At 58.8% G+C, this 20,966-nt stretch carries 19 protein-coding genes; 13 read left to right on the top strand and 6 right to left on the bottom strand.

Annotation, left to right across the window (positions count from 1 at the left end):
• Window positions 1-174 precede the first annotated feature (174 nt).
• Window positions 175-882 (bottom strand): PolC-type DNA polymerase III, encoded by a 708-nt coding sequence (locus FIV08_RS11725; protein ID WP_152438430.1) that lies wholly within the window; start codon window positions 880-882, stop codon window positions 175-177.
• Window positions 883-896: 14 nt separating this feature from the next.
• Window positions 897-2,813, bottom strand: coding sequence for a putative nucleotidyltransferase substrate binding domain-containing protein (locus FIV08_RS11720; RefSeq protein WP_152438429.1), 1,917 nt, complete (start codon window positions 2,811-2,813; stop codon window positions 897-899).
• A gap of 197 nt (window positions 2,814-3,010) precedes the next feature.
• On the opposite strand from FIV08_RS11720, the gene smrA reads away from it, so the two are divergent.
• From smrA to FIV08_RS11680, 8 genes are all read left to right on the top strand, one after another.
• On the top strand, window positions 3,011-3,592 hold the full coding sequence (gene smrA, locus FIV08_RS11715; protein WP_061332649.1) for a DNA endonuclease SmrA: 582 nt from the start codon (window positions 3,011-3,013) through the stop codon (window positions 3,590-3,592).
• Window positions 3,579-3,842 carry a hypothetical protein gene (locus tag FIV08_RS11710; RefSeq protein WP_152438428.1) on the top strand — a complete coding sequence of 88 codons (264 nt, stop codon included), beginning with the start codon at window positions 3,579-3,581 and terminating at the stop codon, window positions 3,840-3,842. Before smrA ends, FIV08_RS11710 begins: the two co-directional genes overlap by 14 nt.
• Before the next feature lie 39 nt (window positions 3,843-3,881).
• A complete protein-coding gene (locus FIV08_RS11705) occupies window positions 3,882-4,370 on the top strand; it encodes a (2Fe-2S)-binding protein (RefSeq protein ID WP_152438427.1) in 489 nt (162 codons plus the stop codon).
• Window position 4,371: 1 nt separating this feature from the next.
• Window positions 4,372-6,570, top strand: a complete 2,199-nt coding sequence (locus FIV08_RS11700) for a xanthine dehydrogenase family protein molybdopterin-binding subunit (RefSeq protein ID WP_152438426.1) — start codon at window positions 4,372-4,374, stop codon at window positions 6,568-6,570.
• Window positions 6,571-6,658: 88 nt separating this feature from the next.
• The gene (locus FIV08_RS11695; RefSeq protein WP_152438425.1) at window positions 6,659-7,285 is read left to right on the top strand and encodes a methylthioribulose 1-phosphate dehydratase; all 627 of its coding nucleotides are present in this window, start codon (window positions 6,659-6,661) and stop codon (window positions 7,283-7,285) included.
• Complete coding sequence (locus FIV08_RS11690; RefSeq protein ID WP_152438424.1) at window positions 7,282-7,842, top strand: 1,2-dihydroxy-3-keto-5-methylthiopentene dioxygenase; 561 nt, start codon at window positions 7,282-7,284, stop codon at window positions 7,840-7,842. The genes FIV08_RS11695 and FIV08_RS11690 overlap by 4 nt, the downstream gene beginning before the upstream one ends.
• A complete protein-coding gene (gene mtnC, locus FIV08_RS11685) occupies window positions 7,839-8,531 on the top strand; it encodes an acireductone synthase (RefSeq protein WP_152438423.1) in 693 nt (230 codons plus the stop codon). The genes FIV08_RS11690 and mtnC overlap by 4 nt, the downstream gene beginning before the upstream one ends.
• An 11-nt stretch (window positions 8,532-8,542) precedes the next feature.
• On the top strand, window positions 8,543-9,604 hold the full coding sequence (locus FIV08_RS11680) for a DUF3080 domain-containing protein (RefSeq protein WP_152438422.1): 1,062 nt from the start codon (window positions 8,543-8,545) through the stop codon (window positions 9,602-9,604).
• A 7-nt stretch (window positions 9,605-9,611) separates the two neighbouring features.
• Here the strand turns inward: FIV08_RS11680 and FIV08_RS11675 are convergent, their stop codons facing one another.
• The 4 genes from FIV08_RS11675 to arsC are packed head-to-tail and all read right to left on the bottom strand — an operon-like array spanning window position 9,612 to window position 12,825.
• Entirely contained in the window at window positions 9,612-11,417 is a 1,806-nt protein-coding gene (locus FIV08_RS11675; RefSeq protein WP_152438421.1) for a GspE/PulE family protein, read from the bottom strand.
• A gap of 28 nt (window positions 11,418-11,445) precedes the next feature.
• Window positions 11,446-11,805: a DUF2069 domain-containing protein gene (locus FIV08_RS11670; protein ID WP_152438420.1), complete on the bottom strand. Its 360-nt coding sequence runs from the start codon at window positions 11,803-11,805 to the stop codon at window positions 11,446-11,448.
• Between the two features lie 41 nt (window positions 11,806-11,846).
• Window positions 11,847-12,452, bottom strand: coding sequence for an NAD(P)H:quinone oxidoreductase (gene wrbA / locus FIV08_RS11665; RefSeq protein ID WP_152438419.1), 606 nt, complete (start codon window positions 12,450-12,452; stop codon window positions 11,847-11,849).
• Window positions 12,453-12,471: 19 nt separating this feature from the next.
• On the bottom strand, window positions 12,472-12,825 hold the full coding sequence (arsC, locus tag FIV08_RS11660; RefSeq protein WP_072677017.1) for an arsenate reductase (glutaredoxin): 354 nt from the start codon (window positions 12,823-12,825) through the stop codon (window positions 12,472-12,474).
• Between the two features lie 69 nt (window positions 12,826-12,894).
• Between arsC and FIV08_RS11655 the strand changes: the two genes are divergently transcribed.
• The 5 genes from FIV08_RS11655 (at window position 12,895) to FIV08_RS11635 (ending at window position 20,965) form a co-directional block, all read left to right on the top strand.
• On the top strand, window positions 12,895-13,386 hold the full coding sequence (locus FIV08_RS11655) for a TlpA family protein disulfide reductase (protein WP_228715411.1): 492 nt from the start codon (window positions 12,895-12,897) through the stop codon (window positions 13,384-13,386).
• A 2-nt stretch (window positions 13,387-13,388) separates the two neighbouring features.
• Window positions 13,389-16,871 (top strand): DNA polymerase III subunit alpha, encoded by a 3,483-nt coding sequence (dnaE, locus tag FIV08_RS11650; RefSeq protein WP_072677018.1) that lies wholly within the window; start codon window positions 13,389-13,391, stop codon window positions 16,869-16,871.
• Window positions 16,872-16,973: 102 nt separating this feature from the next.
• Window positions 16,974-17,927 (top strand): acetyl-CoA carboxylase carboxyl transferase subunit alpha, encoded by a 954-nt coding sequence (gene accA, locus FIV08_RS11645; RefSeq protein ID WP_061332660.1) that lies wholly within the window; start codon window positions 16,974-16,976, stop codon window positions 17,925-17,927.
• Window positions 17,911-19,248: a tRNA lysidine(34) synthetase TilS gene (gene tilS / locus FIV08_RS11640; protein ID WP_152438417.1), complete on the top strand. Its 1,338-nt coding sequence runs from the start codon at window positions 17,911-17,913 to the stop codon at window positions 19,246-19,248. The genes accA and tilS overlap by 17 nt, the downstream gene beginning before the upstream one ends.
• Window positions 19,249-19,336: 88 nt before the next feature.
• Window positions 19,337-20,965 carry a CTP synthase gene (locus FIV08_RS11635; protein WP_152438416.1) on the top strand — a complete coding sequence of 543 codons (1,629 nt, stop codon included), beginning with the start codon at window positions 19,337-19,339 and terminating at the stop codon, window positions 20,963-20,965.
• Window position 20,966 lies beyond the last annotated feature (1 nt).

Here is a 20,966-nt window from a genome sequence, read left to right as displayed (position 1 = left end):
TGGGTTAATTGTGAGGTGTTGCGGATAGAGAATTTATTATTCATGTAGTACTTCTCCGACTTGTTGTCTCCTCCGACTTTACTGGTCAATGGAATTATGGATATTGGCAAATGGTCTAACTCTCAGTAACTTGCCTTGTAATCGGTCAAGGACATCAGGTGCTGAAGCAGGTTGTCAGTAGCGGTGCATGTTCTGTAAACGGCGCTGATAATGCAGCTTTTCCGCCAGTTCTTTCAGGTTCTTGACGCCATTTTTTTGCGCCCGGTTCAGGGCCATGAGTGTCAGTTCTGCGGTCACCATGGCATCGGCAGCGGCGTGATGCCGTTCACTGACTTCGAGTTTGAAGAAGTCGGCCCAGTGGTCGAGGCTGCGCCCCCTGGTTTCTGCTTTTGGGAATATCGCCGGTAGTAGCTCGGCAACATCCATCCAGATGTGGGGGACGGTGTAGCCAAGCTGGGCTTTCAGGGTTTTTTCGAGGAATTTCTGGTCGAATGCGGAGTGGTAGGCAAGAATTGGGTCGCCGTTCATCCACTCCAGCAGGTAGAGCAGGGCATCTTCGGTTTCGTGGCCCTGGGTCAGGGCCTCCGGCCCGATACCATGGATCAGCACGGTTTCCCGGATATCGAGCTCCGGTCGGCGCAGGATCAGATCAAACTGATCATTCAGGTGAATGACCCCGCCCTCAATAGCCACAGCGCCGATGGCGATAACTTCATCTTTCGAGGCATTCAGTCCGGTGGTCTCAAGGTCCAGTACGATCAGGCGGCACCGGGACAGCGGCTGGTCGCTCACCGTTTTCGGCGTGGGCAGGTTGTCTGGATCGTGGTTGCCAACGGCGCCGCCCCTTCGCTGTGCCAGCCATTGCTTGATGTAGTCGAGCATGGTGCTTCCGGTACCTAGAGTTGGTAAGTGACTTCCAGCTTCTGCTGGAGCCGTTGGGCCTGGCGGAAAGACTCCCTCAGAATCCTTCGATCCAGCGGGTTCAGGTCGTCCGGATCAATGTAGTTGGTCAGTTCCTCGCCCCTGTCCAGCATCTCCTGGTGGGCACGCATACGGATGGCCTGGATCAGGCTGTACGCCTCTTTCCACGCGTTCGCATCTTTGGCGTCAAAAACCCCCTTGCGGGACAGGGCGTCCATTCGCTCCAGGGTATTGGCAGCTTCCACCCCGTGGGCCAGGGCGAACACCCGGACGGATTCGACAAACGGCGCCAGGCCTTGTCTTTTCAGGTCCAGGGAATGCTTTTTCTCGTCATTCAGATAGCGAAAGTTCCTGAACATGGTGAGCGGTGGTTTGCGTTGCAGCGCATTGCCTGCCAGCATCTTCTGGAACAGGGCGTTCTTGCGAATCCTGTCCAGAACTTTCTCCAGCAATCGGTGCAATGGCTCCGTTGGCCCGAATACTGAGCGCATATCCAGGAAGATGGATGAGTACACCAGATTCTGGGGGGTGGAGGCGTCGATAAACCGAACGAACCAGTCATCCCACTCCCGATCGCTCAGACACAGTTTCGGGTTGCTTGCCATGATGTTGCCTTTACACAGGGTAAAGCCACACTCGGCCAATTCATCATTCACCTTGCGCGCGAACGGCAGCAGTTTTTCCCTAACCTGGTCCTCGGTCATGCCCTCGGGCGTCTCGAACAGGATACCGTTGTCCTGGTCGGTCAGCAGTGTTTGCTCCTGCCGGCCTTCGCTGCCAAAGGTCAGCCAGGTGAAAGGGATACCGGGATCGTTTTTCTTCAGGTTCAGTTCCAGTACCCGCCGAACGGTCACATCGTTGAGCGTGGTGATGATCTTGACCACCTGCCCGGAGTCCGCGCCGTGGGCCAGCATGGAATCCACCAGGCGGGAAACGTCGGTACGCAGGCTCACCAGCGTGCGCAGGTGGGTGGCTGTACCGATAGTTCGGGCCAGGTTTACCAGGTCCACGCGCTGGAGGGAGAACAGGTCCCGCTCGGAGACCACCCCAATCAGATGATTTTCCTCATCGATCACGCACAGATGTGCAAAGTGGTGCTCGGCCATCAACATGGCCGCTTCAAAGGCATCGGCCGTTGAGGGCAAGCAGCAGGGATCGGCGGTCATGACCTGCCGGATAGGGGTGTCGAGGGGGCCTCGCTCCTCGGCAATCATGGTGCGCAAATCGCGCAGCGTGAATATGCCCTTGGGGTGGCGGTTGTCATCCGTAATAATGATGCTGCCCACATTATTCTCATGCATGCGGGCCACTGCCTTGCGCACCGGCAGGTCGGGCGAGCAAACGATAGGATTGCGCAGGGCGTAACGTTCAAGCGGGGTATCCAGGCTGTTGCTGGACCCGATCGAGGCCATCGCCTTGGACTGGATACGCTGGTTGACCTGATCCAGCAGGCTGCTGACGCCGCGCAGGCAGAAGTCCCGGAAGGGTTCGCTTTCGGAGAACAGGGTGATGAACGCTTTTTGTTCAATGCTCAGGCAGAAGGTGTCTCCCGAGGCCCGGTGCAGGGTGCGGGTAGGGCGCTCGCCAATCAGGGCCGCGAGGGGGAAGCATTCGCCCTGGCTGATTTCGAAGGTGGTTTCTGCCCGATCCTCTTTTTCGTTGTGGCGTTCGCCCCGAATACGGCCTTGTTTAACGATGTAAAAGCGCTTTACTACGCCGTCATCCGGCGAGAGCACCACGTCTTCATCGGCGTAGAACCTCAGGGTGGCATGTTCAGCAAAATGGGCCAGGTGGGTGTCATCCATGCTGGAAAAAGGTGCATGTTCCCGCAGAAATGTCATGATGGCTCGGGTGTTCTGGGGGCGGGATGTGTCCTGGTTCGCTGCTGCCATATCGCAATCCGTCGTGGGTCGGAGTTGGTCGGCCTTCGCCGCTGTTCCGTAGTTATTGTTGTCAGCTTGCAGTGTAGTTCAGCGGAGCCATGTTATGCCCTACGATTTTGGTCGAAACGTGTCTCAGGGCTTTTCTTTATGGTAGCCCGGCACGGTGGTAGAGTTCTGACATTCGTCAATCCAGAAACAGATAGCTCATGACCAGTAAAGATGAACGCCTGGCGTTTCTTGAAGAGATGAAGGATGTCCGGCGTATTCGGAAACCCAATCGGGCCGAAGTGTCGACCCCCAGGGAGCTGACGCCCGGGCATCTGGAACGGCAGAAAGCGGCCGTTGAAAAGCCGGTTCGTGACCTGAACCCGCTGACTTCTGACATGGTTGAGCCGCTGACGGCCCATGACGTCCTTAGCTGGATGCGGCCCGGTATTCAGCATGGTGTGTTCCGCAAGCTTCGGCTGGGTCAGTACCCGATCGAGGCCAGGCTGGATTTGCACCGGATGACCGTCGAGGAGGCCCGCCGGGAGGTATTTGCGTTCATCAACGATTGCGTGCGCTACGGCTTGCGTTCAGTCATCATTCTGCACGGTAAGGGTGAGCGCAACCCAGATGGCATTGCCCAGTTGAAAAGCTACCTGGCGAAGTGGCTTCCGGAACTGGACAGCGTACTGGCCTTTCACTCGGCCCAGAAACACCATGGTGGAACCGGCGCGGTCTATGTCATGGTTCGCAAGAGCGACCGGGACAAACAGAATAATCGGGAATTGCATGGCCGCCGGTGATCAACGAGTCACGGTACTGCATTTCAAACAGCTGATGAGGTTATTGATGATGAAAAAGGGTTCTCTGGTGGTGATTGTTATGGCCGGCCTGTTCACTCTGGCGGGTTGCAAAGACCGGGTGATCTGGGACGACAACGGCAAGGTGGAGAGTGCCACCAAAGATCGTGAAGTCTGGGATTCCAATGGCAAAATGAACACCGGTGATCGCAAGATCTGGGTAGACCAGGATGGCAAAGAAGTGATCAAGTGAACGAATTCGTCTTCCAGCAAATAATAAAAGGAAAGGCCCATGGCATTCAGCCTGACGATTAACGGCCAAAGGCACACAGTTGATGTTGATTCCGATACGCCTCTGTTGTGGGTGATTCGGGATGAAGTTGGGCTCAAAGGCACCAAGTTTGGTTGCGGTGCCGGCTTGTGCGGCGCTTGCACGGTTCATGTTAATGGTCAGCCAGCGCGCTCCTGTTCAACACCGGTGGCGTCGGTAGACGGTGCTTCTGTAACCACGATTGAAGGGCTGTCCGAAGGTGGCCAGTTGCACCCGTTGCAACAGGCCTGGATTGATCAGGGCGTTCCCCAGTGCGGATACTGTCAGTCGGGCCAGATCATGACCGCAGCGCACCTTCTGGACAACAATCCGTCGCCATCTCGTCAGGACATTGTGACCGCCATGACCGGAAACCTGTGCCGGTGCGGTACCTATTCCCGCATTGTGGCCGCCGTTGAGACGGTCGCCGGTTCGGTTGGCCAGTACGAACCCGCCGGGGAGGACGCCTGACATGACCATGAATCGTCGTGATTTTCTGAAAGTCAGTACGGGTGCTTCAGGCAGCTTGATACTGGCGGTGTCTGTCCCGGGATGTGCCTCTGTCCAGACCGGCTACCAGCCCGAGACCGGTGAGTGGAAGCCCGATATCTGGCTGGAATTGACCCGTGATGATGAGATCATCTTTACCCTGGCCCGGGTTGAAATGGGGCAGGGCACCTACACCGGTTTGACCACGCTGGTGGCCGAAGAGCTGGACGTGGAGCCGGGCAGGATCAAAGTCAAGTTTGCCCCGGTGGCGCCGGAATACCGAAACCCCTTGTTTGGTTTGCAGCTGACCGGTGGCAGCACCAGCCTGGCCTCGAGCTGGGTGCCACTGAGGGTAGCGGGCGCGCAAGCACGGCAGATGTTGATTATGGCGGCTGCCCGGGTGTGGGAAGTAGACGCGGACCAGTGCACTACACAGGATGGCCGGGTGGTGCATCCCAACGGAGTTGATTCGTTGCGTTACGGTCAACTGGTTGAGTTGGCGGACCGGGAAGTCATCCGGGGCAACGTGCCCCTCAAACCCCGCTCTGAGTGGAAGTACATCGGCCGTAAGGGCGGCAAGCTGGATGCCCGTGCCAAGGCGACGGGTACTGCCGTCTACGGTATGGATGTTGAGCTTCCGGGCATGGTCTATGCGGTGATGACCCGCAGCCCCCGCTATGGCGGTAAGGCCAGCAGCTTCAACCGGGATGAAGTTATCGGTATGCCAGGTGTGACCGATGCATTTATCACGGAACGCGGCGTTGCCCTGGTTGCCCAGCGCTACTGGCAGGCAAGAAAGGCCCAGCAGAAATTGCGGGTAGAGTGGGACTTATCCGACGCGTTGGACACCAATACAGAGGCTGTTTTTGACAGTTACCGACAGGCTGCCAGTAAAGACCCCGGGGTCAAAGAGCGCAGTGAGGGAAATGTAGAAAAGGCAGCCGAGCGTGCAAAACAGGTGGTAGAGGCCGAGTACGAGCAGCCCTACCTGGCTCATGCCACCATGGAGCCGATGAATGCCACGGCCTGGTATCGCGATGGTGGAATGGATGTCTGGGCACCCACCCAGGCGCCAGACCTGGGGCGCATTGCGGCGGCCCGTCATACCGATCTGTCACCGGGCAAGATCACTATTCACACCACATTCCTTGGCGGCGGGTTCGGCCGTCGCCTCACCCAGGACTATATCGAAGAAGCTGCCGCTGTGGCCTATCAACTGAAGGTTCCGGTCAAGTTGATCTGGTCCCGGGAAGAAGATACTCGCCACGGTTTCCTGCGCCCCGCCATGTTGCACCGGATGAAAGGCAGCCTGAACGACGGTGAGTTGACCGGCTGGCACCATCAGATCGTCGGCCCGCAGGTTCTGGACTGGTACGTGCGCAATGCCGCACCCGCACAGTATCCCTGGGCGCCCAAGTTCCTCTACGACACCCTGGGGCGGGTAGGGCTGATGGCCGAGGGCATTGCCACACCGAAAGATATTTCGGCCATTGAAGGGGCCATTGAATACCCGTACCAGGTGCCGAATGTCAGTGTTCGCCATACCCATACCGATCCCGGTGTACCCATTACCTGGTGGCGCTCGGTGGGCTATTCCCACAACGGGTTTGCGGTGGAAACCTTCATGGATGAGCTGGCCCATGAGTCGGGCGAAGACCCGCTGCAATTCCGCATGAAGATGCTGGATGCCGAGCCGCGCCACCGCGAGGTGCTTGAGCGCGCCGCCCGGCTAGCGGGCTGGGGCGAGGCAGCGCCGGAAGGTCGGGCCCGGGGGCTCGCCTTGTTCAAGAGCTTTGGTACCTACGTGGCCCAGGTGGTTGAAGCCGGAATCGAGAACGGTGAAATACGGGTGTACAAGGTGGTCTGCAGCGTGGATTGCGGGCAGGTGGTTAACCCCAGGATTGTTGAAGACCAGATCGAAGGTGGCATCCTCTTTGGCCTGACCGCCGCGCTCTACGGTGAGATCAACTTCGACAATGGCGAGATCCGGCAGAGCAACTTCCACGACTACCGCCTGATGCAGATGCACCAGACACCTGAGGTGGTGGTGGATATTGTTGATAGCGAGGCAGACCCGACCGGCGTCGGTGAGCCAGGGGTGCCCCCGGTGATCCCCGCCCTGGGCAATGCCCTGTTTGCCCTGACCGGAAAGCGCCAGCGCCGACTGCCATTGACGGTCTGAGCCAAAGCGGTTTTCGGGGAGCGATGGCCGTCCTATAATGGCGGCCATTGCGTGCCCGGCAGGGCACGTTTCAACCGGGAGAATGCGTGTGTTTGATGTAACCCGATACGCCACAGCGGCCCAGTCCATCGTGGACGCAGGCCAGTTCCTGTACAGCCGTGGCTGGTCGCCCGCCACCAGCAGCAATTATTCTGCGCGGATTGACAGTGACCATGTGGCCATTACGGTGTCTGGCCGCCACAAAGGGCAGCTGACCACGGCGGACGTCATGGTGGTTGATCTTGACGGCCGGCCGGTTCAAAGCCAGTGTAAATCTTCCGCAGAAACCCTTTTGCATACCGTGCTTTACCAGGTGTTCCCGGAGGCCGGTGCCGTCTTGCACACCCATTCCGTAAAAGCCACGGTGTTGAGCCGTTTGATTCCTGCCGGTCAGTCGCTGGAGCTTGAAGGCTACGAGCTGCAGAAAGCATTTTCCGGTATTGAGACCCACGAGGGTGCGCTGAGCATTCCGGTTTTTGACAACACCCAGGATATTCCAGCGTTGGCCGAAGATACCCGGGCCTGGTTTCTGGCCCACCCGGAACAACCGGGTTACCTGATTCGCGGCCACGGCCTCTACACCTGGGGCAAGACCATGGCGGATTGCCTGCGCCATGTGGAAGCCTTCGAATTTCTCTTTGAATGTGAACTTGAAACCATGAGGGTCCGCCCATGACTACCCTGAGCATATTCCACCAGAACCAGCCGGACGAGGCCCACACCGTGATGACCGACCCAAGGGCTATCGGTGATGCGCTCGCCCGCCACGGGGTGCGTTTCGAACAGTGGCCAACCCGTGATCTGCCGGCAGATGCCAGCCAGGAGCAGATTTTGGAGGCCTACAGTGACGAGGTTGAGCACCTGAAGCAGGAATGCGGGTTCCAGACCGCCGATGTGGTCAGCCTCAACCCTGACAACCCGCAAAAGGAAGCCTTCCGCCAGAAGTTTCTGGACGAGCATACCCACAGCGAGGATGAAGTGCGGTTTTTCGTGCGGGGCCAGGGCCTGTTCTATCTGCACTTTGGCGATCAGGTGTATGCCCTGCTGTGCCAGCAGAACGATTTGATCAGTGTGCCAGATGGCACACGCCACTGGTTTGATATGGGGCCAGAGCCGCAGTTCACCTGCATTCGCCTGTTCACCAACCCCGAAGGCTGGGTCGCGAGTTTTACTGGCGAGGATATTGCCAGTCGACTGCCCCGATACGAAAGGCTTGCGGGAGTGGCAGGATGATTCGGGTAGTTCTGACCGATATAGAGGGCACGACCAGCTCGATCTCATTCGTGCACGATGTGCTGTTTCCCTACGCCAGTAAACACTTGCCGGAGTTTATCCGCACAAACCATCACACCACGCCGGCTGTGGCTGAACAGCTGGCCCTGGTTGCCGAAAAAAGTGGTGTCGACAGCAAAGATGTGGAAGGCCTGATTGATGTCCTCCAGGCCTGGATAAGCGAGGACCGCAAAGAGGGGCCGCTCAAGGCATTGCAGGGTATGGTCTGGGAGCAGGGCTACCACAGCGGAGAGCTGAAGGGCGATATATACCCGGATGCGGCGGATTATCTTCAGCGCTGGCATGATCGGGGGCTAAGGCTGTTCGTATATTCCTCTGGTTCCGTGAAGGCCCAGAAACTGATTTTTGGTTTCAGTAACGAGGGCGACTTTACGCCGTTTTTCTCCGGATACTTCGACACCGGTGTGGGCGGCAAAAAAGAAGCAGAGTCTTACCGCAATATTCTTGCCGAGCTGGGTGTAGAGCCGGCGACCGTGCTGTTCCTGTCGGACGTGGAAGCCGAGCTTGCGGCGGCTGAAGAGGCGGGCCTGAAAACCGTCTGGCTGGTGCGTGATGGGGAACTCCCGGATACCGGCCGGCCTGTTGCCCGTGATTTTGCGGAGGTAGACGCGCTACTGCGTAAACGTTAGGAGGTGGTCGAATGCCCGGTAATTCATGTCTGAAATGGCTTATTCCGGGTGTTTGTGCCTTGTTTCTGGCCGGCTGTAATCCGTTCTCCGAAGCCGAGCCGATGATGGAAGAGTACCTGGAGCGTCTGGGCCGGGTACTGGATACGCCATCGGTATCGGTGCCCTCTGATCTTCCTCCTGCCTCCACCGTACCCCGTCGCCGCGAACGTGTGCTTGATATGCCTGAGCTGGATCTGGGCATGCTGGACTTTCTGTCGCTGTACGGGTGTGAACTTCAGTATGTGGTTGGCGAGCGAAATTCGGTGATGGGCCGGGTGATGCAGCCTCTTAACCGGCTGCGTTACGAGGTCCGGTTTATCCGAGCCGCGGAAGACTGCATGGCAGAGATCGACGACGAGCGCCTGGAGAAAACCCTTCAGGATGCGGTCGAGAGCAAGCGGGCATCATTGCAGGTGGCCATATGGAATGCCACCTGGGGAACGGAAGAGATTGAGCGCCTGTTGACCCTGTCCAAAGGGTTTTATCCTGTGGCCGCGGAGGGAAACCCGGTGTCTGATCTGGTGCGGGATCTGGGCCAGTTGAACCAGGCCGTATCGGATTTGTCGGTCCAGCAGCTCGATGTTCCCCTCGATGCACTTGGCGGAGTGCACCAACGCTGGCAATCGGAGTTTCGCGCCGGGCAGGTGATCAACAGCGCCCGGCTGTTGATTGCAACCCTCAATGCAGGAACAGAGACCCTGAAAGCGCGCCTTGATGAGCGTCCACTATGTCTGAATGGCCGGCCGAATAATCAATCGGAAATCGTCCGAAATTTCTTCTTCAATGTGTACATTGGTGAAATCCAGCCCTACATGAGCGATGTCAGCCGGGCCCGGGATTCGCTGATCGGGGCTCTGGCCGAGCTGGCGGACCAGCAAACTGCCGTTATGCCGGCGAGCTTTCAGGACTGGTACCAGCGCCATTTATCAGCCGATGCGGAAGCCAGCCTCTGGCGGGAGCTGGACCAGGCCATGATGCGGCACACCCGGCACTGGCAGGAACTGCTGGAGCAGTGCGGTCTGCGCCCGGGTTAACGCGGGTTCAGCGCTGGCTTTCCGGGGTCACCCGCAGGATTTCCTCAACGGTGGTCTGGCCGGAGGCCACTTTCTGTGCACCACTGAGCCGCAGGGATTTCATGCCTTCTTTGTAGGCATCCAGCCTTAACTGCTCGAGCTCGCAGCGATCATTGATCTGGCGAGTCAGGTGGTCGGAAAGCGTCATGATTTCATAGACCCCGGCGCGGCCCATATAGCCGGTATTGCGGCATTCGAGGCAACCCACCGGATGATAAAACTGGCGGGGAACCGGCGCTTTCCAGGGGCGAGTCAGTGTTTGCCAGGCCTGCTCGTCGGCCTCACCCGGGGCCTTGCAGTGGGGGCACAGGGTGCGGGCCAGGCGCTGGGCCATCACCCCCAGCACCGTGGCCCGGATCAGGTAGGGCGGGATGCCCAGTTCCATCAGTCGGGTAATGGCACTCGGGGCGTCGTTGGTGTGCAGGGTGGAGAGCACCAGGTGGCCGGTCAAAGCCGCCTGCACGGCCATCTCGGCGGTTTCCAGATCGCGGATTTCACCAATCATGATGATGTCGGGGTCTTGCCGTAACAGGGCCCGAACGCCGTGGGCGAACGTCAGGTCGATGTTGGTCTGCACCTGCATCTGGTTGAACGCTGGCTCCACCATCTCAATGGGGTCTTCAATGGTGCAGATGTTCAGTTCCGGCGACGCCAGCTGTTTGAGGGTGGAGTACAGGGTGGTGGTCTTGCCGGAACCGGTAGGGCCGGTCACCAGTACAATGCCATGTGGGCGGGCGGTCATGGCCTGCCAGCGCTCCCGGTCTTCTTTACTGAAGCCCAGCTGCTCGAAGGATTTCAGCAGCACCTCCGGATCAAAAATCCGCATCACCATCTTCTCGCCAAAGGCGGTGGGCATGGTGGCCAGACGCAACTCCACCTCGCTGTTATCGGGTTTCCGGGTTTTGATTCGGCCGTCCTGGGGCCGGCGCTTCTCGGCCACATTCAGGCGCCCGAGAATTTTCAGACGGCTGGTGACCGCCACCCCGACATGTTCCGGAAACTCATAGACGTTATGCAACACGCCATCAATACGAAAACGCACCTGAGTGACCGCCCGGCGCGGTTCGATGTGAATGTCTGAGGCGCGCTGGTCAAAGGCATACTGCAACAGCCAGTCGACAATCTTGACCACGTGCTGGTCATTGGCATCCGGATTTTCGTTGGAACCTATGTCCAGCAGTTGTTCGAAATTCTGATTGCTGGCGGCACCCGGGGCCTGGCTGCCGCTGGCCTTGCTCACGGAATTGGCGAGCTGGTAGAACTCCACAGTGTAGCGCCGGATGTCTTCCGGGTTGGCAACGACACGGCGAATGTCCTTGCGAATGGCCTGCCGAAGGTTGCTTTCCCATTCGGTTTTGAATGGTTCTGTGCTGGCAATCAGCACTTCATCCTGGCGTATCTCTACCGCCAGAATGCCGTGGCGCTGGGCAAAGGCGTAGGACATCACCCGGGCGATGGCCGGCGTGTCGATCTTGAGCGGGTCTATGTGGTAGTAATCCTGGCCTGCCCATCGGGCCAGCCAGCTGGTCAGTCGATCAAGATCCAGGGTTCGGCCATCCCTGAGGCTGGTAATGCTGGCAATGGCAACCAGTTCCAGGGGGTGCCGCGGAGAAGTTCGTCCGTCCTGGGTAGCGGCCCCCAGGTTGGCCGTGAGCACCTTCTCAGCATCCTGCTGGCTGATTTCGCCACTTTCCACCAGGGCAGAGCAGATGTCTCGCAGGGTGAGGGTGTGCCGATGTGGTGGTGCTGGCATGGGGGGCGCTTGATCAGCCATCGTTGTGCTCTCCGGGTGTTGTGGGCACTCAGTTGGCAACCGGCCGGTTTACTTTCAGGTGAACCATGGCGACGGTGAACAGTAGGAATGTAAGCACTGTGAGAATCATCGGGCCTGGGGCTCCTTCGCTCAGCCAGGCGGAGACCACGGCCTGTGTGAAATAAAAAATCACCACGAAGGCCATCCAGATGTACCCGCGATTGTGCCCCCGGAATACCGGTACTGCAAACGCCAGCAGCGGCAGCAGTTTGACGGTCAGCATCAGGGGAATGGACACGCCTTCTACCGGCGCCGGGTAGAAGGTGGTCACCAGCAAGGTAGCCAAGACCGCAAGGTACAGGGCAATGGTCAGGCGGGCCGTGGTTTTTGCTTTTTCATTCTTGATCATAGATGGTTCCGGATGGTTGAGAAATCAGGAGCAGTTAGTCGTCAACTGGCCAGTTTGAGCGCCAGCCGGGCGATGCGCTCACCAAAGGCTTGGCACAGGGTCTTTTCATGGTCACTCAGCGCTTGCTGTGCCCCGGTGCCTGCCCAGTGGGTGGGGCCGTAGGGTGTGCCGCCGGTCGAGGTCTCATTCAGGGCACTTTCGGAGTAAGGCAATCCGCACAGTACCATGCCGTGGTGCAGCAATGGCATCATCATGGTCAGCAAGGTGGTTTCCTGGCCGCCATGCAGGCTGCCGGTAGAGGTGAAGGCGCCCGCAGGTTTACCAACCAGCTTGCCGTTAAGCCATAAATCGCCGGTACCATCGAGAAAGTGTTTGAGCGGGGCCGCCATATTGCCAAACCGGGTAGGGCTGCCCAGGGCCAGCCCGGCGCAGTTTGCGAGATCTTCACGGGTGGCGTAAGGGGCGCCGCTGTCCGGCACCGGTGGCAGGCTGGCGTTGGTGTCTGGTGACACTGGTGGAACCGTGCGGATTTTCGCCTCGATGCCCTCCGCCCGGGCGACGCCGCGGCCAATCTGGTTGGCCATCTCGGCGGTCTGGCCGTTGCGGCTATAGTAAAGCACAAGAAGGTACGGTGTAGCGTTGCTCATGTCTGCTCCAGGGGGTGGCTCAAAGAATATCCAGTACCTTCTCTGGCGGACGCCCGAGGGCTGCCTTTCCATTGGCCAGAACGATAGGGCGTTCGATCAGTTTCGGGGTATTTACCATGGCCTTGACCAGTTCTTCCCGGGTCAGTTCCGGGGCGTTCAGGCCAAGTTCTCTGTACTCGGATTCCTTGGTGCGCATGAGCTGGCGCGGTTCACAACCCAGTAGATCAAGAATGTGTAACAGTTCCTGCTCTGTCGGTGGTGTCTCGAGGTAGCGTATAATCTCCGGCTCGATACCCTTTTGCTGGAGCAGCTCAAGGGTCTGGCGTGATTTTGAACACCGTGGGTTATGGAAAATGCGGGTTGGTTCTGTCATGGTCATGCCCGGTTAATAGTGATGAGTACGGTCTTTAACGAGGGCCGTAGTCTAACAGGAGGATTTACCTTGCAGTACCCTCGGCACCCGTCCGTTCCCCGTCCCAAGGTTTCTGAATGGCCCAGGCACTTGCTGCTGATTCCAGCCGTTATTATGGTGCTGGCCCTGGCGGGTTGCGAGAGAACGGAGTTGCAACGTGCCGATGGTGTGGCGGTGGACTGGGACAGTTACCGTGGCCAGTGGGTGCTGGTGAACTACTGGGCCGAATGGTGCAAGCCCTGCCTGGAGGAGATTCCGGAATTGAATCACCTCGACAAGTCACCGAGAATTTCGGTGCTGGGCGTCAATTTTGACGGCGTTGAAGGCGCCGCGCTGGTGGACCTGGGCCAGAGAATGGGCATCGAATTCACCATGCTGGGCCAGGATCCGGGCCCCGACTTTGGCTGGAAGATGCCGATGGCATTGCCCGCCACCTTCGTGGTGGACCCAGCGGGCAAACTGATAGAAACACGCTTTGGTCCCCAAACCGAAGAAGATCTGATGCAACTGATCGGTAGCTGACCATGGCACAAACGTTCGTACATCTTCGCGTACACTCCGAATACTCCATGGTGGATGGCCTGGTGCGGGTCAAGCCACTGATCAGCCGTGTGGCCGAGTTGGGCATGCCGGCCGTGGGGCTCACCGAACAATCCAATATGTGCTCGCTGGTGCGCTTTTACAAGGCGGCCATGGGTGCCGGGGTGAAGCCGATTATCGGTGCCGATCTCTGGCTGGAAAACCCGGACGAGCCGGAAAACCCGTTCCGGCTCACCTTGCTGGCGCGGGATGAGAAAGGCTATCTGCACCTTACCGAAATCATTTCCCTGGGCTACACCGAGGGCCAGCGCTATGGCAAGCCGATTATCCGGAAAGCCTGGCTGGAAGCCCGCGCGGCGGGTCTGATTGCGCTTTCCGGCGCCAAAATGGGCGATGTGGGCAAGGCCCTGCTGGCGGGCAAGCCGGAACTGGCCCGGGAGCGGGCTCAATACTGGAAGAATTTGTATCCGGGCAGCTACTACCTGGAGCTGCAGCGTACCGAGCGGGCAGGTGATGAGGATTGTCTGCACCTGAGCGTCGAGCTGGCCGCTGAATTGGGCCTGCCGGTGGTTGCCACCAACGATGTGCACTTCCTGACGGCGGACGATTTCGAAGCCCACGAGGCCAGGGTCTGTATCGGTGAGAGCCGAACACTGGATGACCCCCGTCGGGACCGGCGATTCAGCGACCAGCAGTATCTTCGCAGCGCGGAAGAGATGATCGAACTGTTTTCGGACATCCCCGAAGCCGTTGAAAACACGGTCGAGATTGCCCGCCGCTGTTCGGTGAAGGTCCGCATGGGCGAATACTTCCTGCCGAACTACCCGATTCCCGATGGCATGACCATGGACGAGTACTTCCGGCATGTGTCCGAGGAAGGTCTGGAGATGCGCCTGGAAACCATCCTGAGCAAGGATGATCCGGAGTATGACCAGAAGCGGGAAGAGTATTACAAGCGCCTGAAGTTCGAGCTGGACATCATCATTCAGATGGGCTTCCCCGGCTACTTCCTGATCGTTATGGACTTTATCAAGTGGGCCAAGAACAACGGTGTACCGGTAGGGCCCGGCCGGGGTTCCGGTGCCGGTTCCCTGGTGGCCTACGCGCTGCTGATTACCGACCTGGACCCACTGGAGTACGACCTGCTGTTCGAGCGGTTCCTGAACCCGGAACGGGTGTCCATGCCCGACTTTGACGTCGATTTCTGCATGGAAGGCCGGGACCGGGTGATTGAATACACGGCTGAGAAATACGGCCGGGAAGCGGTTTCACAGATCATTACCTTCGGTACCATGGCGGCCAAGGCGGTGGTGCGGGATGTGGCGCGGGTACAGGGCAAGTCCTACGGTCTGGCCGACAAGCTGTCCAAGCTGATTCCATTTGAAGTGGGCATGACCCTCAACAAGGCCATCGAGCAGGAGCCACAGCTCAAGGAGTTCCTGGAGCAGGACGAAGAAGCCCAGGAAATCTGGGAGATGGCCCTCAAGCTTGAGGGCGTATGCCGTAACGCTGGCAAGCACGCCGGTGGCGTGGTGATTGCGCCTACCAAGATTACCGATTTCTCGCCCCTGTACTGTGACGACGAAGGCGGCAGCCTGGTCACCCAGTTTGACAAAGGCGATGTGGAAGACGCGGGCCTGGTGAAGTTCGACTTCCTGGGGCTACGCACCCTGACCATCATCAAGTGGGCATTGCACATGATTAACCCGCGCCGGCAGGCGCAGGGTCAATCAGAACTGGACATTGCCACCATCCCGCTGGACGACAAGCGCTCCTTCGAGTTGCTCAAAAAGGCGGAAACCACTGCCGTTTTCCAGCTCGAATCCCGCGGCATGAAAGACCTGATCCGCCGCCTGCAGCCGGATTCCCTGGAAGACATGATCGCCCTGGTGGCCCTGTTCCGTCCCGGGCCGCTGCAGTCGGGCATGGTAGACGACTTTATCGACCGTAAGCATGGTCGGCAGCCGTTGTCGTACCCGCATCCGGATTACCAGTATGAAGGCCTGAAGCCGGTATTGGAGCCCACTTACGGGGTTATCCTCTACCAGGAGCAGGTCATGCAGATTGCCCAGGTAATGGCGGGTTACACCCTCGGCAACGCCGACATGCTGCGCCGGGCCATGGGTAAGAAAAAGCCGGAAGAGATGGCCAAGCAGAAGGCATTCTTCCTGGAGGGTTGTGCCAATAATGGCATCGATGAAACCCTTGCGGAGAACATCTTCGATCTGGTGGAGAAGTTCGCCGGCTACGGTTTCAACAAATCCCACTCCGCCGCCTATGCTCTGGTGTCGTATCAGACCTTGTGGCTCAAGGCCCACTACCCGGCCGAATTCATGGCCGCGGTACTCACCGCCGATATGCAGAACACCGATAAGGTGGTCACGCTGGTGGAAGAGTGCCGGAACATGAAGCTGGACCTGCTGGTGCCGGACGTCAGCCGTTCCGCGTACACCTTTACCGTCAATGACGACGGGCAGATTGTTTATGGTCTAGGCGCCATCAAAGGGTTGGGCGAGGGCCCGATTGATAGCATCGTGGAGGCCGCCAAAGACGGCCCATTCCAGGATATTTTCGATTTCTGCCGCCGGATTGATCTGAAGAAGGTCAACAAGCGCGCCATGGAGGCGCTGATCCGGGCCGGGGCCATGGACAAACTGGGTGCCGGGCGGGCGCAGCTGATGGCCAGTATCGACAAGGCCGTGCAGCAGGCAGACCAGCAATCCCGAAACGATGCCGCCGGCATGATGGATATGTTTGGCGAAATGCTGGAGAGCAGCGGTGAGGGTGAAGACCCCTACGCCGATGTGGCCCACGTGCGGGAATGGCCTGAAAAAGAACGCCTAAAGGGCGAGAAGGATACCCTGGGTATCTATCTTACGGGTCATCCGTTTGATGAATACGAGCGGGAAGTCCGGCGTTTTGTCCGTAACTCCATCGCGGATCTGAAGCCCAACAAGTCACCCCAGCGGGTGGCTGGCCTGGTGGTTGCCCAGCGCACCATGAAAACCCGCACCGGGTCCACCATGTGCTTTATTACCCTGGATGACCGTAGCGCTCGCATCGAAGCTACCCTGTTCTCCGAGGCGTTTTTCGAGAACCGGGAGCTCCTGCAATCAGATCAGGTGATCGTTGTGGAGGGGCAGGTCAGCCACGATGACTACTCCGGGCAAATGAAAATGCGCGTCAGCTCAGTGATGGACGTGGCTACCGCCCGGCAGCAGTTCAGCCGTGGCATCAGGTTGGCCCTGCATGCGGAACAGCTGCAGAACGGGCTGCTGGACAAACTGGACGATACCCTGCGCCCGTTCCGCAACGAAGGCAGCCCGGTGTGGATTGAATACAGCAGTGCCGAGGCCAGAACCCGTATTGAGCTGGGTGAGTCCTGGCGAGTACAGCCGGATGACAACCTGTTGTTCGAGCTCAGGCACCTGGTAGGCGAGAAGTCCGTGGAACTGGTCTATGATTAATACCAATGTCCGCTTTAGCTGTGCCGGTTGCACTGCTATCTTTGTCCCAAATTCTGGTTTTGGTGGGGTGAAACCTGCCTGGCAATCAAATGATGGAACATCATGAACCCTAATTACCTTGATTTCGAACAGCCGATCGCCGACCTGGAAGCCAAGATTGAAGAGCTTCGCATGGTGGGCAACGACACCGACATCAATATCACCGATGAAATCAGTCGGTTGAAGAAGAAGAGTGTCAGTCTGACAGAAAGCATATTTTCTGATTTGCAGTCCTGGGATGTCGCCCGTTTGGCCCGGCACCCGCGCCGGCCCTACACCCAGGATTACATTGATCTGATTTTCGAAGATTTCGACGAGCTGCACGGCGATCGCCGCTACGCCGACGATTTATCCATTGTTGGCGGCACCGCCCGGCTGGACAACAAGCCGGTAATGGTGATCGGCCATCAGAAAGGCCGCGAAGTGCGTGACAAGGTCAAGCGCAACTTCGGCATGCCGCGCCCGGAGGGTTACCGCAAGGCCCTGCGCCTGATGGAAATGGCCGAGCGCTTCAAGATGCCGATCCTCACCTTTATCGACACGCCGGGCGCCTATCCCGGAATCGGCGCCGAAGAGCGCGGCCAGAGTGAGGCCATTGCCTTTAACCTGGCTGTCATGTCCCGACTGAAAACACCGATTATTTCTACGGTGATCGGTGAGGGCGGTTCCGGTGGTGCCCTGGCCATTGGTGTGTGCGATCAGTTGAATATGCTGCAGTACTCCACTTATGCGGTTATTTCGCCGGAAGGCTGTGCCTCTATCCTCTGGAAAAGCGCCGAGTACGCGGCTCAGGCCGCTGAAGCCATGGGTGTTACCGCTCAGCGCCTGAAGGAGTTGGGAGTTGCTGACAACGTGATTGAAGAGCCCCTGGGCGGTGCTCACCGCAACCCGGAGAAAATGGCGGAAACCCTGAAGGCCAGGCTGGCCAAGGGTGTCGCGGAACTGAGCCGGTTGCCGTTGGACGAGCTGGTGTCTCGCCGGTACGAGCGCTTAACCAAATATGAAAGCGGGCGGTAACACCGCCCGGGAATCTGGCTGGCCCGAGGATCTTCTCGGACCGGTCAGCGCACTTCCTGACAGCTCCCGCATCCTGGTCGCCCTCAGTGGTGGCCTGGACTCCGTTTTGTTATTGCATGTGGCGGCAGCCTGCCACCGCAATGTCTCTGCTCTGCACATTAATCACCAACTGCAGCCTAATCACTCGCAGACTGAGCAGTTCTGCCGGTCGCTCTGTGAGCGGTTGGCGGTTCCCCTCCTGGTTGAGCGTGTGGACGTTACAGTGGGCGAGTCCGGCTCTGGTGGTCTGGAGGAAGCGGCCAGGATGGCCCGATATGACGTGTTTCGGCGGGTGCTTGGTGCGGGCGACCTGTTGTTGATGGCCCACCACGCAGACGATCAGGTCGAAACGGTGTTGTTTCGTTTGCTCCGGGGAACCGGTGTAACGGGGCTGGCGGGCATGCCCGAGAGCCGCCCCCTTGGCCAGGGAGCCCTGTTTCGACCCTGGCTGGCGGTAAGCCGAGACCGGCTGGAGCAGGTTGCCCGGGATGTCGGTCTCTCCTGGGTGGAAGATCCCAGCAATACCAGCCTGGCATTTGATCGCAATTACCTGCGCCACGCTGTGCTGCCGGGGCTCAAGGAGCGCTGGCCAGGCCTGCTGAAACGTGTGGAGCACAGTGCCAGGGCCTGCGCCGAAAGCGATTCGCTCAGTCATCGGTTGGCGGAATTGCAGTGGCAGGCGTGTTCCGATGCGGGCCAGCTCCGGCTGGCGTCGGTTCAGGTGCTGAGCCCGTTGGAGCAGAAAAACCTGGTTCGGTGGTGGATTCACAAGCAGGGTTGGAGAATGCCTGCCCTGGCAGATTGGGACCAGTCGCTGGCGGAGTTGATTCAGGCCGGCGAAGACCGGACGCCGGAGATTCGTGGTGATGGTTTCAGTTTGCGGCGATATCGGGGCTACCTGTACCTGGTGCCAAACGTGGAAGTGCCAGCGCACTCCGCTGGCCTTGAACCCGGCCGCCCGTTGCGCTGGGGTCCCTGGACACTGCGGCTCGCGCCAACAGCCATTACACCGGAAGCAGCGCCCCCGCCAATACGGGTATCTACGAGGCAGGGCGGCGAAAGGCTTCGCTTTGAGGAGGCCGGGCACTCTCGATCATTGAAAACCTGGTTGCAGGAGCAAGGAGTGCCGCCCTGGGAGAGGGCTTTACTGCCGCTGGTTTACCACGAAACACCCGGTGGCAGTGAGCTGATTGCCGTTGGCGATTTGTGGTGTTCTGAACAATACTCGGGAAGCGCCCCTGCCACCGGCTGGCGGCTGATTGTGGAGAGGGATTGTGATTGAGTACAGGGGGGCTTTCTGGTAGTCTGGCGACCCATCTTGAGATGAACAATCTCCCTCCTTCACCGAACCAGATAATCACGGAATCTGCATGACGCGTTATATTTTCGTCACCGGCGGTGTCGTGTCCTCATTAGGCAAAGGTATTGCGTCTGCCTCATTGGCAGCCATCCTCGAGGCACGCGGCCTGAAGGTCACTATTCTCAAGCTGGACCCGTACATCAACGTGGACCCCGGCACCATGAGCCCGTTCCAGCACGGTGAGGTTTTTGTCACCGAAGACGGCGCGGAAACCGACCTCGACCTGGGCCACTACGAGCGCTTTATTCGTACCCCCATGAGCAAGCGCAATAACTTCACCACCGGCCGGGTGTACGAGGAAGTTATCCGTAAAGAGCGTCGTGGTGATTATCTTGGCGGCACCGTGCAGGTGATCCCGCACATTACCGACGAAATCAAACGCCGTGTGGTGGAAGGCGCAGCCGGCTCCGACGTGGCCCTGATTGAAGTGGGCGGCACGGTCGGGGATATCGAATCCCTGCCGTTCCTGGAGGCCTGCCGTCAGCTGAAGGTGGAAGTAGGATCGCAGCGCGCGCTTTTCATGCACCTGACCCTGGTGCCCTACATCGCGACCGCCGGCGAGATCAAAACCAAGCCGACCCAGCATTCCGTAAAAGAAATGCGCTCCATCGGCCTGCAGCCGGATATCCTGCTGTGCCGCTCCGAGCATGAAGTGGATGCCAGCTCTCGTCGCAAGATTGCCTTGTTCACCAACGTGGAAGAGCGGGCGGTTATACCGATGCAGGACGCCAAGTCCATCTATGCCATTCCGCGCATGTTGCACGAATATGGCCTGGACCAGCTGGTAATCGAGCGCTTCGGCCTGGATGCCCGTGAAGCAGATCTGGGCGAGTGGGATGCCGTTGTGGAATCGTTGATGAATCCTCAGCAGGAAGTCACCATTGCCATGGTCGGCAAGTACATGGAGCTGCTGGACGCGTACAAGTCGCTGATTGAATCCCTGCTGCACGCCGGCATCAAGACCCGCACCAAGGTCAATATCAACTACATTGACTCCGAAGACATCGAGCGTGACGGCACCTCCGTGCTGGAATCTGCCGATGCCATCCTGGTGCCGGGTGGTTTTGGTGAGCGGGGCGTGGAAGGCAAGATTCGCACCGTTCAGTACGCCCGTGAAAACAAGGTTCCGTACTTGGGCATCTGTCTGGGTATGCAAGTGGCCGTTATCGAATACGCCCGCAATGTGGCTGGCCTGAAAGACGCCCACAGTACCGAGTTCCGCGAGCACACGCCGGAGCCGGTGGTTGGTTTGATCACCGAATGGCTGGACGCCAGTGGCGCTACCGAAGCGCGCACCGAAGCCTCTGACCTTGGTGGTACCATGCGCCTGGGCGCCCAGGACTGCATTCTGACAGACGGTTCCACCATTGCCGCCTGCTACGGCAAGAAGACCATTCGCGAGCGGCATCGCCACCGCTATGAAGTCAACAACCACTTCCTGCCCAGCCTTGAGGAAGCCGGCCTGCAAATCTCTGGCCGTTCCGCAGATGGCAAGCTGGTGGAAGTCGTGGAAGCGCCGGAACATCCTTGGTTCGTGGCCTGTCAGTTCCACCCGGAATTCACCTCAACACCCCGCGACGGCCACCCGCTGTTCAAGGGCTTTGTTGAGGCGGCACTGGCCAACAAGAAGGGATCCTGAG

This window comes from Marinobacter sp. THAF197a (assembly GCF_009363275.1).
In the GTDB taxonomy this organism is placed as follows: Bacteria; Pseudomonadota; Gammaproteobacteria; order Pseudomonadales; family Oleiphilaceae; genus Marinobacter.
The sequence above is the reverse complement of the archived record's forward strand: the minus strand, read 5'-3'. Positions and strand labels throughout refer to the sequence as shown.